The 15,816-nt window shown below is 55.0% G+C and carries 15 protein-coding genes; 9 read left to right on the forward strand and 6 right to left on the reverse strand.

All coding sequences use genetic code 11. The features are described 5' to 3' along the window. The first annotated feature begins 105 nt into the window (after positions 1-105). Positions 106-690, forward strand: coding sequence for a LysE family translocator (locus tag ACAF76_RS02915; protein ID WP_400162555.1), 585 nt, complete (start codon positions 106-108; stop codon positions 688-690). A 12-nt stretch (positions 691-702) separates the two neighbouring features. Here ACAF76_RS02915 and ACAF76_RS02920 read toward each other — a convergent pair whose 3' ends face one another. After that, the gene (locus tag ACAF76_RS02920) at positions 703-1,581 is read right to left on the reverse strand and encodes a LysR family transcriptional regulator (protein WP_400162556.1); all 879 of its coding nucleotides are present in this window, start codon (positions 1,579-1,581) and stop codon (positions 703-705) included. 119 nt (positions 1,582-1,700) lie between these two features. Between ACAF76_RS02920 and ACAF76_RS02925 the strand changes: the two genes are divergently transcribed. Continuing rightward, positions 1,701-2,930, forward strand: coding sequence for an MFS transporter (locus ACAF76_RS02925; RefSeq protein ID WP_421617411.1), 1,230 nt, complete (start codon positions 1,701-1,703; stop codon positions 2,928-2,930). On the opposite strand, the gene ACAF76_RS02930 is transcribed toward ACAF76_RS02925, so the two are convergent. The 3 genes from ACAF76_RS02930 to ACAF76_RS02940 form a co-directional block, all read right to left on the reverse strand. Further along, positions 2,908-3,588, reverse strand: a complete 681-nt coding sequence (locus ACAF76_RS02930) for an alpha/beta hydrolase (RefSeq protein ID WP_400162558.1) — start codon at positions 3,586-3,588, stop codon at positions 2,908-2,910. The genes ACAF76_RS02925 and ACAF76_RS02930 overlap by 23 nt on opposite strands. A 168-nt stretch (positions 3,589-3,756) precedes the next feature. Next, entirely contained in the window at positions 3,757-4,413 is a 657-nt protein-coding gene (locus tag ACAF76_RS02935; protein ID WP_400162559.1) for a CoA transferase subunit B, read from the reverse strand. A 47-nt stretch (positions 4,414-4,460) separates the two neighbouring features. Then, the gene (locus tag ACAF76_RS02940) at positions 4,461-5,153 is read right to left on the reverse strand and encodes a CoA transferase subunit A (protein ID WP_400162560.1); all 693 of its coding nucleotides are present in this window, start codon (positions 5,151-5,153) and stop codon (positions 4,461-4,463) included. 280 nt (positions 5,154-5,433) lie between these two features. Between ACAF76_RS02940 and ACAF76_RS02945 the strand changes: the two genes are divergently transcribed. The 5 genes from ACAF76_RS02945 to ACAF76_RS02965 all read left to right on the forward strand — a co-directional run bounded on the left by ACAF76_RS02945 (position 5,434) and on the right by ACAF76_RS02965 (position 12,115). Beyond that, positions 5,434-6,672: an efflux RND transporter periplasmic adaptor subunit gene (locus ACAF76_RS02945; RefSeq protein WP_400162561.1), complete on the forward strand. Its 1,239-nt coding sequence runs from the start codon at positions 5,434-5,436 to the stop codon at positions 6,670-6,672. Continuing rightward, entirely contained in the window at positions 6,665-9,937 is a 3,273-nt protein-coding gene (locus tag ACAF76_RS02950) for an efflux RND transporter permease subunit (protein ID WP_400162563.1), read from the forward strand. Before ACAF76_RS02945 ends, ACAF76_RS02950 begins: the two co-directional genes overlap by 8 nt. Positions 9,938-10,028: 91 nt before the next feature. Continuing rightward, positions 10,029-10,544, forward strand: a complete 516-nt coding sequence (locus tag ACAF76_RS02955) for a VanZ family protein (protein WP_400162564.1) — start codon at positions 10,029-10,031, stop codon at positions 10,542-10,544. Positions 10,545-10,701: 157 nt separating this feature from the next. After that, a complete protein-coding gene (locus tag ACAF76_RS02960; RefSeq protein ID WP_400162565.1) occupies positions 10,702-11,115 on the forward strand; it encodes a S1 RNA-binding domain-containing protein in 414 nt (137 codons plus the stop codon). Positions 11,116-11,293: 178 nt separating this feature from the next. Then, the gene (locus ACAF76_RS02965; protein WP_400162658.1) at positions 11,294-12,115 is read left to right on the forward strand and encodes an alpha/beta hydrolase family protein; all 822 of its coding nucleotides are present in this window, start codon (positions 11,294-11,296) and stop codon (positions 12,113-12,115) included. Here the strand turns inward: ACAF76_RS02965 and ACAF76_RS02970 are convergent. Both ACAF76_RS02970 and ACAF76_RS02975 read right to left on the reverse strand, forming a co-directional pair. Beyond that, on the reverse strand, positions 12,112-13,929 hold the full coding sequence (locus tag ACAF76_RS02970) for an ATP-binding protein (RefSeq protein WP_400162566.1): 1,818 nt from the start codon (positions 13,927-13,929) through the stop codon (positions 12,112-12,114). The genes ACAF76_RS02965 and ACAF76_RS02970 overlap by 4 nt on opposite strands. A 2-nt stretch (positions 13,930-13,931) precedes the next feature. Next, positions 13,932-14,942, reverse strand: a complete 1,011-nt coding sequence (locus tag ACAF76_RS02975) for a BMP family ABC transporter substrate-binding protein (protein ID WP_400162567.1) — start codon at positions 14,940-14,942, stop codon at positions 13,932-13,934. A 176-nt stretch (positions 14,943-15,118) separates the two neighbouring features. On the opposite strand from ACAF76_RS02975, the gene ACAF76_RS02980 reads away from it, so the two are divergent. Together ACAF76_RS02980 and ACAF76_RS02985 are read left to right on the forward strand one after the other, a co-directional pair. After that, a complete protein-coding gene (locus tag ACAF76_RS02980; RefSeq protein WP_400162568.1) occupies positions 15,119-15,304 on the forward strand; it encodes a hypothetical protein in 186 nt (61 codons plus the stop codon). Positions 15,305-15,410: 106 nt separating this feature from the next. Next, positions 15,411-15,764, forward strand: coding sequence for a response regulator (locus tag ACAF76_RS02985; RefSeq protein WP_400162569.1), 354 nt, complete (start codon positions 15,411-15,413; stop codon positions 15,762-15,764). Positions 15,765-15,816: the final 52 nt, after the last annotated feature.

Genomic DNA, 15,816 nt, shown 5'->3' on the forward strand with positions numbered 1-15,816 from the left:
ACCTCCCATTTTTCGTGCGTTATAGTATACAAGTATTGCAACATCACACTCTTGTGCGTTATTATTTTGTTGTGTGCGTTATAACATACAAAGGAGTTGGTCGCTTTGCAATGGGTTCCGTTTTTGCTCTATGTTTTTGTCACATCGTTTACGCCGGGCCCAAACACGATGATGTCGATGGCGTATGCGAGTCAGCTCGGGTTTCAGAAAACGCTCCGCTTTATCCTCGGCGTAACTTTGGGAACGACTATTTTATCGCTTGTCAGCAGTTATTTCAATCTCGTGCTGCATCACTACATCCCGCAAATTCAGCTCTGGTTGAGCATCGTCGGTATCGCCTACATGGTGTACCTCGCTGTCAAAATCATGCTGAGCAAGCCGGGCGAAAAATCGAATGAACCGGGAAACAAAACACTGTTTTTGTCGGGCGTACTGATCCAGTTTATCAACCCAAAGGCGATTTTGTACGCAATCACGGTCATTCCGATGTTTGTATTGCCCACCTACGCTTCGTACGAAAGCCTGTTTTTGTTCGCGCTGTTTTTTGGCTTCGTCGGTTTTATGTCCTGCACGAGTTGGGCCGTTTGCGGCGCATTGTTCCAGCGGTTTGTTAACCGGCACCAACGTGTGCTAAATGTGGTGATGGGCCTCTTGCTGATGTACAGCGCTTTTTCCATGCTTCCGGAATAGAGTTTCGGCTGTTTACAGAATCATCTGCAAAAAGCGCGAAACAGCGGGCGAGAGGGGGCTATCCTCATCGCGCTGGCAGAGGTAGACCGGACGTGTGATTTCGATGCCGGGGAGAAACACGCGACCCACTTCGCCACGTTCGACCCATTCGCGGACAGCCAGCTCGGGAGCCAGCATCGTGCCGTAACCGGCTCTGACAGACTGGATCGACTCGACCAGACCGTGATAGCGCAGACCGACGCGCGGCTGGTTGACCCCGTGCTCACGGCACAGCGCAACGAGAAGCTCTCGTGTCGAGCTGCCCTGTTCGCGCAGCAAAAACGGCTCCTGCACCAGCTCTGAAAGCGAGACTTCCTTTCCGGCGAACGGATGTCCGGCTGGCACGATAAACCAGTAGGCGAGAGTGGCGATATGGTGGCGGCGAATCGGGCGGCTATCCCATGATTCGTTGGTGATGATGGCGAGGTCTGCCTGGTAGTGCAGCAGACGCTCGATCGATTGCTGGGAGTTGCCGGTGCGGACCTCGACATCTACATGCTCGAACTGCTTTTTGTACGCAGCCAGCCATGAGGGGAGCAAGTAGTGGGAAGGCATGTAGGTGGAGGCGATCCGCAGTTTTCCGTACTCGCCGTGTTTCAGTGCTTCCAGTTGCTTTTCGATCTCCTGCTCGATATCGTAAATTCGCCGCGCCCGTTCGTACAGAAACTTTCCCTCGGAGGTGATCGCGATGCCCCTGCCCCGCGCCTCTACCAGGGAGATGCCGAGCTCGCTCTCCAGCTTGCGAATCTGTGCCGTGACAGCGGGTTGGCTGATCGACAAGGCGGCGGCAGCAGCGGTTACGCTTCCCCGTGCAGCGACTTCGCTGAAAATGCGCAACGCATGCAGATTCATACCGTCTCTCCATTCATAAGGATTAGTGATGATTGCGGCAATAAAATGTATTGGAAATGATGATTTCTCCTTTTGTACTGTATATACCATAGAAACCGATCAGTGCAAAGGAGCAGGTCATGCAAATGGATGAGAAGGATCGTGGCAAAAGACAGGTAATCGCCGTAGCGCTCGTGACCGCATGTTGCCTGCTGGGAGATTCGATGCTGTACGTCGTGCTGCCGATTTATTGGCGGGAGGCAGGGTTGTCATCGCTGTGGGAAGTGGGGGTATTGCTTTCGGTCAATCGACTGGTGCGTATTCCGCTGGGGCCGCTCATCGGACTTTGGATGCAGCGAATCGAAGGGCGCACAGCTCTTGTCATTGCCGTCGCGCTCGCATGTATGACGACGTTTTCCTACGGTTTTCAAGGCTTTTGGCTATGGCTGGCGATGCGCTGTCTGTGGGGGATCGCCTGGACGATTTTGCGCATCGGCGGCTTGTCCCTGGTCGTCTCCGCTTCGACAGGGCACAATCGCGGTGAATGGATGGGATTGTACAACGGGTTGTACCGCTTGGGAAGTCTGGGGGGAATGCTGGTTGGCGCCGTACTGGTGGCGGTGTACGGCCTGGGGACGACCTCGCTTCTGTTTGCTCTTTGCGCCTTGCCCGCACTTGTGCTGATTTACGCGTACATCCCGCGTTCCTTCCTCTCCGGTCGGCCGGGTGGCGCTCCCGCCGCAGCAATGCGGACGCCCATCTGGAAAAAGGGGAGAGTACGGCTGACGCTTGCGACCGGACTGTTGCTCGCACTCACGTACCAGGGCGTGTTTGCCTCCACAATCAGCCGGTTGTTTGAGGAACGCCCACCTGTCATGCTCATGGGCGGGATTGTGATCGGCGCTGCCGTCATGGCGAGTGTGCTGCAGGGAGTACGCTGGGGATGGGAGCCATGGGCTGCTCCCTGGTGCGGCAGGTGGGCAGACCGCTACGGGAAAAAAGCGATCTTCATCGGGACGATGGCTGCGGCCTCCTGCCTGTTTGCCTTGCTGCATGTCCCTGTCTCCCTCGCCATCTGGCTGGGGATGCTGGTGGTGCTGCAAATGACGGCGACGATCTTGACGACGGTCATGGACACATGGGCGGCGGATGTAGCGGCGCGCCACTCCAATCGTACGGAGGTGATGACGATGTACACCGTCATGTGCGATGGCGGCGCGGCGCTGGGACCGCTGCTTGCATACTGGCTGGATGGACAGTTTGGCCTGCCGGTCGTCTATGTCGGCATGGCTGTTATCTTGATGCTGCTGGCGATCGTCTGGATGCGCGTGTCCGAGAGCGTATCCCTTAGCAGAGACAATACGTTTTGATGGTCTTGCGAATATCTTCGATCGCCGCCTCTTTTTCCGGGCCGAAGAGGAGCAGGTGATTGGAGCGTTCATACCAGTTGATCTGCACCGTTTCCGCCTTTTGTATGCGTTCGGCGAACAGTTCTGCACTGACTGCATGCGTGGTGTCGTCCAGCTTGGACTGCAGCAGGACACAGGGAACGGAGATGTGGGGAAGCAGGGATTTGGTTTCCGACAGAAGCAGTCGAAACTGGATCGCGCTGCGAAACGGAATTCTCCCGATGCCCTGCAAATAGCGGCGTGCGTGCGTAGTAAAATCGTCGCGCAAATAGCGCATGGCCTGTCTGACGTTCCAGTATTTGTAGGGGGCATTCATCGTGATCACCAGTTCTACCGGATAGACGGCTGTCAGGTGAAAAGCGAGCAAGCCTCCCATCGAAAAACCGATGATGACGATTTTGTCTGCACGCTTTGCCAGGCGCTTGTACGCTTCGTCTACAGAGCGCAGCCAATCATGGCGTGTGCTTTTCGCCAACTGGCGTCGAGTTGCTCCATGTCCTTCCAGAGTGGGACACTCCACTTGATAGCCGTCCTCGCGCAGCGTTTTGGCTAGCGGCAGAATGTCAGTAACATCTCGTGAAAAACCATGTATAACGAGGCAACCGACCCGTTGAGACATGATGCAATGATGCTCCTTTCTGAAAAAATGTTTCTTTATTTATTATATAACGAAAAAAAGCAGGAAGCGAACAGGCGAAAGGCTTGCAAGTGTCTGCCGCCAGCGCAGTAAACGCAAAAAAAGCAGTCGGACGGGAACGCTCCCGGCACGACTGCCTTTTGTGTTTGCTTACAGTTGAATCGTCTTCAGGTGAGGAGAGACGATCAGCTTCGGTTCTGTACATGCCTGAATATCTTCAGCGGTATAGCCTTCCGCTACTTCGACGAGAAGCAGTCCCTCTGGCGTGACGTCGAGTACAGCGCGGTCCGTGATAATCCGGTGCACGACCTTCTTGCCCGTGAGCGGCAGCGAGCATTGATTCAAAATCTTCGTCTCGCCGTGCTTGTTGACATGGTCCATGATGACGACGATTTTTTTCGCGCCGTGGACGAGGTCCATTGCACCGCCCATTCCTTTTACCATCTTGCCGGGGATCATCCAGTTGGCCAAATCTCCTTCGGCGGACACCTCCATCGCCCCGAGGATGGCCAGATCGATATGACCGCCGCGAATCATGGCGAACGATTCGGCGCTGGAGAAGTACGCAGCTCCCGGGATCGCGGTCACGGTCTCTTTGCCGGCGTTGATCAGATCGGGATCAAGCTCGTCTTCGTTCGGGTAGGGGCCGATGCCGAGCAGCCCGTTCTCCGATTGCAGTACCACTGTTTTTCCTTCGGGAATGTAGTTGGCGACCAGTGTCGGCATCCCGATTCCCAGATTTACATAGAAGCCGTCCTCCACTTCTTGGGCGGCGCGAATGGCGATTTGTTCACGCGTCAGCGACATTTTTGCGTTTCCTCCTTTGTAAAGGTCTTTCTCGAAAAGATGGACAACTAGGAGCGGATGGTTCGCCGCTCGATCCGTTTTTCAAACGAAGGAGCTTGAATCACGCGCTGCACGTAGACGCTTGGCGTATGGATCTGATCCGGATCAAGCTCGCCTGTTTCGACGATTTCCTCGACCTCGACGATGGTAATTTTGCCGGCCGCAGCCATCATCGGATTGAAGTTGCGCGCCGTTTTGCGGTATACGAGGTTGCCCATTTTGTCCGCCTTCCACGCTTTGATCAAGGCAAAATCGCCGGTGATCGCATGCTCCAGCAGGTAATCCTTGCCGTCGAAGGAGCGTACTTCCCGTCCTTCTGCGATTGGCGTGCCGACGCCAGCCGGCGTGTAAAAGGCGGGAATTCCTGCTCCGCCGGCGCGGATGCGCTCTGCCAGCGTACCTTGCGGAGTCAGCTCGACCTCCAGCTCGCCCGCGAGGAATTGGCGTTCGAATTCTTTGTTTTCTCCCACGTAGGAAGAGATCATTTTCCGGATTTGCTTCTCGCGGAGCAGAAGGCCAAGTCCCCAGTCGTCGACACCACAGTTGTTGGAGACGACAGTGAGATTGCCAACCCCTTTGTCGCGCAGGGCGATAATCAGGTTTTCCGGGATTCCGACGAGTCCGAATCCGCCGACGAGCAAGGTAGCGCCATCGTGAATATCGGCTACGATGTCCGCGTAAGATGAGTAAATTTTTGCCATGACGTTCACTCCCACCATGAAAAAATGATGATGCACAGTGATTTGTAAGCGCTGACAAAGGAATCGTCAGCAGCCATAAAGATTTCTTCTTATGCACTATCATACCGGAGCGGAGTTACAAAGGAGATACAGAATTGCAAACTTTAACGGTTGGGCGTTTTTTCGCAAAAAATAAAATCAAATAAAAATGACAGAAAAATGATACAACTCTATCAATTTTAAGTAAAATATATTTTGTCAATCAGAAAGACAAGAATAGCCTGTTGCAGGAGTTGAGGGTATGAAGCGCAGGGTCAGTCTGTTGCTGGCTGTTTTGCTGGTCACCGGATGCCAAAATCTGGACGGCAAAATCAATCAGCTTCGAAAACTGGAAGAAGAGACATATATCCAGGTGAAAACAGTTCAGGCATATACAGTGGCAGCCAGCCGGGAAGGAATCAGGCTGGAGGTGGCGGGGGTGGTTACGCCGCGCCGGGAATTGCCGCTTTCCTTTGGTACGGCTGGGAAAATCGCCCGTATGTACGTCGAAAAAGGGGAGGCTGTCGCGGCAGGACAGACGCTTGCCACGCTGGAGGCGGAAGTCTGGCAGCAAGGTGTGAGGGCGGCCGAGGGGCAAATCGCCAGTGCCGCGATTCGCAGAAGCCAGGCGCTGCAAGGGGCGGAGCGACACGAGATCGAAACGCAGCGGCTGCAGGTGGAAAAAGCGCGGCAGACAGCGGAAAAAGCTGAGCAGGAGCATCAGCGGGCGCAGACTCTTTATGCCAACGGAGCGATCTCCCGGGACGAACTGGAGGGGGCGGCGCTGGCACAGCAACAAGCGGCGCTTAGCCTGCGGGAGCAAGAGGTGGCGTACGACAGGCTGTTGCAGGGGACAGATCAGCTCGATGTGGAGGCGGCCAATGCAGTCGTCGAGGAAGCACAGCTTCAGTTGGACCGGGCGCGACAGGAAGCGTCTGCGGCTGTGCTGAAAGCCCCGTTTAGCGGTGTGGTAGCCGCGATCGGGCAACGGGAAGCTGAACAGACCGGGCCCGGAGCAGAGGTCATTCGGCTGGTCGACACGTCCCAGTGGCTCGTACAGCTTCAGTTGGACAGCGAACAGGTTGCAAGCTGGCAGCAGGGGGCTGTCGTGACGGTAAGAGCGGCGGACGGGACAGAGGCAGAAGGCAAGGTCAGCTTTATCTCGCCCGTCGTCGATCCGGCGACAGGCGCCTTTCCGGTCGAGGTGACCGTCACCGACAGTACGTTGAACTGGCGTGGCGGGATGACGGTCTCATGCGAATACACGCTGCAAAAGGACGATGCCCTGCTCGTTCCCGTGACCAGCGTCGGCGTCTCCGAGGAAGGCTACTACGTCATGCGGATCGGGGAGACAGCAGTGCAAAAAGTGCCGGTACAAGTCGGAGCGCTGCACGGTGCCTACTACGAAATTGTCGACGGCTTGCAGCAGGGGGATGTAATCGTCCGTTCCGGGCTTTCATACGTGGTGGACGGCGAGGCGGTGAACGTACACCATGACTAATCGCACATGGCTGTCCATATTGCCCACGCTGGCGCGCATAGGCGCTCTGCTATGCTGCCTGTTGACAGTCGGGGCGCTACTCCGCATGGATGTCGTGAAGTTTCCCGATCATCCTGTGCCTGTGTACGTCATCCGCCTGCTCGCTCCCGAACTGACGTCCCAGCAGGTGGATGAATCGATCACACTGCCTGTCGAGGCTGCCGTGCGATCATTGGGCACTGCCGGCAGCAAGATCGTCTCGGAATCGCGTCCCGGAATGGCGACGATCACAGTAGAAACATCGGATCTGCTTGACCGGGACTTCCGGGAAAAACTGGAGCAGACGCTGGAAACATCAGCCGCGATGCTGCCGGTCGGGGAGTGGAGCATCAGCCAGGACAATCAGGCAGATCAGCGAATCGGGTACTTTCTGCTGCACGGTGCAGATGTCCAGACGTTGGCTGATGTAGCGCGGCATACTGTCTACGAAACCTTGATCAGCCTGCCCGGTGTGGCCCGCCTGGAGATCGAGGACGACGTGGTGCGGCAGGAGGTGCAACTCGTCTTTCGTCCTTCTGCGCTGCAGGCATACGGGTTGACCCCGGGTGATGTGCTGGCCCAGCTTCCCCCGGAAGCCGCAGCGGAGGAAGTCGGCACGGTTGGGCGAGGAAAGGAGCAGACCTCGATCCAGTGGCACAGCCAGACAGAAGGTCCGCAAGCTCTGGGCAGCAAGATGATCGCAAGCGAAAAAGGATACGTGCCGCTGAAGACACTGGCTGAGATCCGCGACCTGCGCGGAACAAAAGGCGAGCAAATTCAGGTCTATCAGGGTGAGCCTGCGATTGGCATCACTGTATTTGCCGCACAAACCGGACAGCTCCCCGCGGCTCGCGAGGTCGTGCTTGAGACTGTCGATGCCTTGAACCAAGCAGCAAACGGACGCTACCGGATGGACCTGTTCGCTGATGATGCGGCACCGCTGACGGGGGCGATCGGACAGATCAGCTTCCTGCTCGGCCTGGCTGCTGTCCTCTGCGCTGCATGGATTGGCTGGAGGCAGAAAAGCAAATTGACAGCGCTCTTGTCTTTGCTCGCAGTCTTGCTCGCCGCGGGTGCCTTGCTCGGCGGGATGTGGCTGGGGGGAATTCCGCTTTCCCTTTCGACGATTGGTCCGTACTCGCTGTTTGTGCTGCTGGGCATCGGAGCCGGGCCATTTCTCTTCCAGCGGGTGAGCCGGCAAATGGAGATGACACCACTCACTTGTCTGCGTCAGTCCTGGGGGCTGATACGACCGCTGCTTGTGACGATCCTCGTTCTCACGGCAGGCTGGTTTGCTGTGCTCGTGACAGATTATGTGGAGCCGGTCGACCGGAGCTTTCTGCTTGCAGCCTGGCCCATTTTTCTTCTGGGAACGATCACGCTGCTTTTTGTGTACGGATTTGTCATACCGGTACTGGCTGCAAGCTGGGGCGTAAAAAAGCCGTCCCCTCTCACGGCAGATGCAATCCCTTTGGCAAAGCGGCCGACGATCCGGTGGGCTGGCTACGTGCGCGGGCGCTGGGAACAGACCGTGCGCAAAGGGTTTCTCCCCTACGCGGTGCTGCTGGCTGTATCGCTTGTCACGAGCATGCTGCTCCATCCGTTTCTGGACGTCGACTCCTACGAAACAACGGCGGCGGAAGAAAAAAGCCTCAGCCTGGCCATGGTGCGTGGCAGTACGGTCGACGATGCGATCCGTGCGGCGCAAATTGCCGAACAACGCCTGCGCGGCATCCCCGAAGTCCGGGATGTGTACACGGTAGCGGAGCGTGAAGGGCTGACATTTCATCTGCTCCTCCACGACATCGGGAAGTGGACCCGGACGCGGTACGAGCTGGAGAAAGAACTGGATCGGCAATTGCGCGATATTCGCGGGACCGATCCGTACGCCTTTGTCGTCAATAAGGAGCAAAAGTTGCGGCTGGAGTTTACCGTGAGAGGACCATCGCGGCACATGACCGAGGAAATCGCGCAAAACGTGCTGACCATGCTCCAGGAAGTGAGAACCCGCGACGAGAAAGGAAGAGAAATGATCACCGACGAACGCATCGGGGACGAGCGGAGCGGGACGTATCTGGACATTCGCCCGAGACAGGAAATGCTGCTTCGCTATCGTGTTTCGGAAGCGGAAATCAAACGTCAACTCGCCAGCTATCTGGGAAATCAGCCGGTGGGCAGCGTCAATTGGAATGGTCGCGAAGTGGCTGTTCTGGCCCGTTTTCCGGAAGGCTGGATGGAGCATGAAGACCAGGTGAAAAACACGATGATTCGTACGCCGCAAGGGATGGCTCGCCTGCGCGATCTGGTTGATGTTTCATACGGGACCCAACCGACCGTCTACAAGCGCGAGGATGGCTGGTACGTCATGCAAGTCAGCAGTGCGGTCTCTGACCCCGGGCGCATCGAAACGCTGTCCTATGCGCTACCGTTGCAAATGAAAGAACGGATGACCATGCCGGAAGGGTACCAGGTGCTCAACGCCAACGAATGGGAAAAGCTGAAGGAAGCCGAAGCGATTCGGGCGGATGGGAGCGGGCGCCTGTTGACGATTGCCGGTCTGGCTGCTTGTATCGTTGTGGGCAGTGTGCTGCTGCAAGCGCGAACGAGGGACGGATGGATCGCCATTGCCTTGCTGCCGCTGACCGCAGGTGCAGTGATCGTCGGCCTGATGGCGACAGACCGGCCGATGAATCTGCTGGGATTCTACGGAATTGCGGCTGCGATCGCACTCATGGTGCAGCAAGCGCTCTTCCACCTGGATGAGATCGTACAGACGAACGATGAGGACACACCGCTCTGGCAGCGGGTTGTGCGTGGTTCTGCCAGCGCCGTATGCAGTCTTTCCGGCGCATTTGCAGCCGTGGCGGTAACCAGTCTGCCGTTCGCCGCGGGCTGGCTCGGTGGCGGGTATACGGCGTCGTACACGAGCAGTCTGTTCTTCGGCATCCTGCTCGGCGCTTATGCTGCGATCGTCCTCGTGCCGGGCATGCATTACGCCATCGAACTGCGACATGCGCAAAAGGCAGTGATTACCCTACCCATTGTCATCGAAAAGCTGCGCGTCTGGTGGGAGAATGAACAGGTCCGCCGCCAGGATCGTCGAGCAGACAGGATGAAGCGTGCCAGCACAGCGGGGAAAACGCAGGAAAAAGAAGCGATGTCCGCTGCTGGCAAGAGCATCGAGAATTTGTCCAGCGAGGATTTCCTGCCAATCGCCGCCACGGAGCGGGACGGGGCACAGCACTAAGCGTCTGCAGAACGGCCACGGCTTTACATGCAGCCGCTTCTCTAGTACCCTTGCAATCAGGAAACGAGGCGAAAGGAGCGAGCGGGTAGGCGTGTTCAAGAAGTGGTTGCACATCATGTTGCTGGCAGCGATGCTGGTCGGGCTGTACATCTCCTCATCGCAGCCGTACGAGGATCAGGACATGCGCGGTTCCATCTCCGACATGGTCGATGAAGGCAAATGGAAGGAGCGGCTGCAAGACGTGAAGCTGGAATACGGAGGCAGGGAGATCAGCCTCGATGAGCGCGGTACGGCGGGAGTCATTGAATTTTTTGTTCGCAAAGGGGTTCATGTTGTCACCTTCGCTGCTCTCGCACTCTTGTGGTATCTCGTGCTTCGCCATTGGCTTGCTGCGTCGGCTGCTTTGCCCTGGAGCGGTTTTTTGAGCGTGATGACAGCCGTATTGGACGAATGGCACCAGACATTCACCCCGAACCGGACAGGGCTGGTCCACGATGTTTTGCTGGATGCCTGTGGAATTGTCGCGATGATGGTGCTGATCGGACTGTCCAATATGTGGTCAGGCAAGAAAAAGCGTGATAAAATAAGAGCAAGTGATCCATTCTGATATATGAAAGGATGGAAGATAAACGAAACGAATATGTTGCACCCTCTACAAAGAATAGGCTTTTCAGTATTTGATTCTCTCTGCTATACTTAGAGAATGAGGCTTCTGTTGGAGGTTCTCACCATTTTTTGGAAATCATAAAAGGAGTGCAAACTGAATGGCAGTACAAGTGGGAAGCATCATCGAGGGAAAAGTGACAGCAATTAAACCGTTTGGGATGTTTGTCGCAGTCAGTGAAACGGAACAGGGGCTCGTCCATATTTCCCAAGTAGCAAACGGTTTTGTAAAAGATATCAACGATCACTTTTCCGTGGGAGAACAAGTAAAGGTAAAGGTGCTCTCCATTGATGATGCAGGAAAAATCTCGCTTTCGGTTCGCGCCGCACTCCCAGCGCCTGAGCGTCCTGAGCGTGAAGAGCGTCGTGGTGGTGGATATCGTGGAGGCGACCGTGGAGGGAACGCAAAACGCGACAGTGCGTCTTCCTTCGAGGACAAACTGAAAAAATGGTTGAAGCACAGTGAAGAGAACCTTGCTACGATCAACAAAAAGAATGCAAAACGCGGCTACTAAGCCTTGTGATAACTAAAAAGGACGGGGAAACCCGTCTTTTTTGTTGCCGTTTGCTGCTGTGTCGCAAGGAAGGCTTTTCGCCGCTTGTCCATACTATGTGAGAAAGAAGTGCAGGCGTTATCGCTTTTTCCGTACGAAGTAGCGCATCATGCCAGAAAGGAGGAGGAATGTGAAGACGATTCATCTGGACCCGAAGCCGTTTTTGGATATAGTCCCAATACCCGCGTGCCAGCCGGATGTCGCCTTGTACACGGTAAGCTATTTGAGCCAGGGGCTGGTTGTCAAAGCGATGCTCGCCGTACCAGAGGGACAGGCTCAGGAGCTTGTACACGGTATGCCAGCCCTTCTCTACTGCCGTGGCGGGATCCGAGGTGTGGGCAAGGTGAGGGCGGAGCGAATCAGCCAATTGGCGTCCTTCGGCTACGTCGTACTTGCGCCGCACTATCGCGGCAACGAAGGCGGAGAGGGAAGGGACGAATTTGGCGGCGAGGATCGTCACGACGTCTTTGCCGCTTACGAGATGCTGCGCCAGCTTCCGCAAGTGGATGCCGGCCGGATCAGTGTCTACGGGTTTTCCCGCGGCGGGATCATGGCCTTGTTTGCGGCGATAGAATGTCCGGGCATGCTCGCTGCCGTCATCTGGAACGGGGTGAGTGACATGTTCCTCACTTATGAAGAGCGGGTCGATTTGCGCCGGATGCTGCGGCGGATCGTCGGCCATCCGCGCAAGCAGGCGGAGGCGTACCGGATGCGCACGCCGCTGTACCGTATCGCGGAAATCGCCTGTCCCGTACTGATTATCCACGGGACAGAGGACCAGAACGTGGGAGTCGAACACGCCCATAGGCTGGCCAAGGCGCTGGAGCGAGAGAACAAGCCGTATGACTTCTGGCTGGCAAAAGGAGCGAGCCATCTGTTTGCAGGCCAGGACATGGAAGTATATACGAGGAGCATGTTTGGCTGGCTGGACGAACAAGGAAAGCGGATTCGTGCCGACTAGACAGGCTGTGGCTGCCGCGGCAGCGAGATCGTGATCTGCGTTCCTTCTCCCACCTTGCTCGCAACCTCCAGATTTCCCCCGTGATTTTCCACCATGCGACGGGAGATGGGCAGTCCCAACCCCGTCCCGTTTTCCTTCAACGAGAAAAAAGGATCAAAAATCCGGATTAAATATTCGGGAGAGATGCCAATCCCGGTATCCCGGACGGTGATGTATACATAGCTTCCGTCGATCTGGCTCTCGATCGTCAAAATGCCTCCCTCGCTCATCGCTTCGATGCCGTTTTTCATCAGATTGAGCAAAATTTGCTTGAACTGCTCCATATCGACGTGAATTTTCGTCTCCGGCGAACAGCGGTTGACGATCTGTACCCCGTGCAACGTCGCCTCAGCGTTCATCAGCGGCAGGATGGAGTGCAGCAGGTCGCTCAAGTACACTTCCCGGTAGTTCGGGATGGAAGGCTTGGAGAGCATCAGCATTTCGTTGACGATGTGATTGACGCGGTTAATTTCTTCCAAAATCAACGGCAAATAGTAACGGTCGCGCTCCTTTTCGGGCAGGTGCTGCTGCATGAGCTGAATAAAACCGTAGATCACAGCCAAAGGGTTGCGAATTTCATGTGCCGCTCCGGCAGCCAATTGCCCGACCATGGATAGCTTTTCGGACTGATTGAGGAATTCTTGCACCTTTTCCTGCTCGGTTATATCCAAAAAGGAGATCATCCAGCCGGTCCCCTGGTTTTGCTGATGGTACAGCGGCACATAGGACACCAGTGCGCTAAACGGCGTGGAGTCGTGCTTGTACAGTTTCATTTTGCGATTGACGAACCAGTTGTCCTCATCGGTTTGGGTGATGACCGGAGTGTCGTCTGGTGCAAGCGGGAATCCTTTGCTGTCCAGCTTCACCGTGTCTTGCGCCAACCGGTTTACGTGAATCTCTGCCGCAGGGTGGGGAGAGGTGATGATCCCGACCGGAAGCGAATTGAGAATCTGCTCCCGCAAGTTTTTCTCTTCGGTCAAAATTTGCCGCTGCTTCTGGTCCTGCTCGAACAGGATGGCGATGTTGCGCGACATCTTGTTGAATTCATCTGCCAGTTCGCGGAATTCATCCTTGTTTGTATAGACAATTTGCTGCCCGAATGTTCCGCTCGAGACATCCCGCACCTGCTCCATCAAGGACTGGATCGGGCGCAGCAGCTCTCTGCGGAAGTAAAAGGTGCAAAACGATCCGAACAAAATAGCCGCAATGGAGACGGTATAGGTCACGATGAGCGATACCATCGTGTTTTTGGCTGTCTGCTGAAACTCCTGGTTTGTCTTGTCTTCGAGGTGATCCAGTGAAAAGGACAGGTCGCGTTCGATCTGGTTGATCAGCGGCTGCACCTCGTTGGAAAGAACGTAAGTAACGGCAGTTACATTTTCCGCCTCCAGCAGCGGATTGATCTTGTTGAGGAACAGAAAATCAAGCTGACGGATCGAATCAATCGTCGAAAACAGGACGCTGTTCTCCGCCGAGGGCGTCAAACCGGCGAAGCTGGAACTGTCGATCGGATTGGTATAGTACTTGTCGAGATAGGAAGCGTCCCGGGTCAGCGTGTACATTTTCAATGCGTTCGTCTTGGTGTAGACCTGATTTTTCAACTCGAACAGCGCGCTCGTCTGCGGGAGCAAGGTCTGGGTCAAATACATCTCGTCGGCAGTTACCTTTGTCATGTGGTAGGAAAACATCAAGGTCACGCAGCCGATCAAAAGCATCATAACGAGGAAGCTGAGCATGATTTTATTTTGAAAACCGAGGTTGCGAAAAGGCGACATGATTATTTTCCTCCATGCAGATCGGGTTGCTGGATAAGCCGTTGCAACTCTTGTCTGATTTCGTCACGTATCTCCTGCGGGACCATGGGACCAAATGGACTGAAGTAGTTGACGCCTTCGGACAGACCGTACATGACGGTTCCCGTCGGGAGATTGCCTTGCAAAAACTGCTCCATAATCGTTCGGTAGCATTGGTCCACATCCTGGATGAGAGAAGCGAGCACGTAGTCAGGGGCAATGTAGCGCTGATCGGCGATATACCCGATCGTGTACACTTTGGATCGTTGGGCTTCCGTGATGACCTCCAGATTAAAGCTGTCTCCGGTGGTGTATATCACATCAATATCAGAGGCGATCATTTCTTTGGTGACTGTTAATGCGGAGGGAACATCGTTAAAGTCGGGGACATACCCGACGGAAACCTGGGTTGTCGGTGAATGAACCATGACACCCTGAAGAAAACCCTCGATCTGGTCGATCTCGGGTGGCTTGTCTACTGCGATGTAGCCTACTTTGCCTGTTTTGGACATGCGTGCGGCAAGAAGCCCGACGAGGTATCCGGCCGGTTTCATGTCATAGCGGATCGTCGTCTGGTTCGGGTGATGCGCCTCTCCGTTAAAGGACACAAAGCGAGTCTCGGGGTAGTAGGGGGAGACCTGTGTGAAAGGCTCCGAAAAAATAACGCCGTGTCCAAGCAGCAGGTCGTATCCGTTGGAAGCGTAGGTGCGTGCGACGGTAGTAATTTCCTCGGGTTTGAGATTGCTGGCGATTTCCAGAGAAAAGTTATGTTCTTGCTGCAGGGCGATCAGACTTTCCAGAGCAGTGATATTCCAGCCCTGATCGTACGTTGGACCTTCCAAAAGCAATGCGACACGCTGTTTGTAAAGCGACTGCCCTTTTTCTTGAAAATCTCTGACATGCTGCAGGCTGGTCAAATACTGGTTGCTGATGAGAACCAGCATACCGATGACCAGGCATGTGAACAGAGCCGGGAAAAGTTGCAGCTTGAACATGGGAAAACTCCTCCATAACGAATGTGCCAAAAGCAAAAAATTCGCTATTGTAGTCAAAAAATCCTGCTTGTTAAAAAATAAAACAGGAATCCAGCAGGATAGCATCCCGAACGAATGTCTGAGTTGCTTCAGGGGAAGATAAGCAGGAGAAATGTGATGGAAGGGAGGGACGTGACATGGAAAAAGACATGGTAGAAATGCCGCAGATTGAAATTCCCGATGAGGTAAGGCAGGTAGAGATCCCCGAGATCGGCGAAACAACACCCCATCCCAAGCCGGAGAGTCCGCTGGCGACGTATACTTCATCAGAAGGACTGGAGCAAGAGGAGTCGGAAGCAGAACGGATCGGCTTTTTCTCCTGATTTTTCGTTTCGACAAAACTAGTCATAATCTCTCGTGGACAAGCCCGGCTATTTCTGCAAAAGTAAGAGGTAGATTGAGGTGTAAAGCGAGGGGATTGTGTACACCATGGCCCGACTCCTGATTGTTGACGATGCGGCATTTATGAGGCGTATGCTGGCAGATATGGTGGAAGGACATCACGAGGTTTGCGGGGAAGCGAGCAATGGTCTGGAAGCGATTGAAAAGTACAAGGAGCTGCTTCCTGACATTGTCACGATGGATATTACCATGCCTCACATGCATGGAATCGAGGCAATGCGCGAAATCCTCGACTACGATGGAAATGCCAAGGTGCTGATCTGTTCGGCGATTGGCCATAAACAAAAAGTATTGGAAGCGATGAAGACAGGAGCGCGTGATTTTGTCGTAAAGCCGTTTCAAAGAGAGCAGCTTCTGGATGCAATCGCGCGGTTGGTGTAAAGGACGTGTTCTACAGCCAGCTCGATACGGAAATCCACCGTTGTCGGGCTGG

This window comes from Brevibacillus sp. TJ4 (genome assembly GCF_044627595.2).
Classification (GTDB): Bacteria; Bacillota; Bacilli; order Brevibacillales; family Brevibacillaceae; genus Brevibacillus.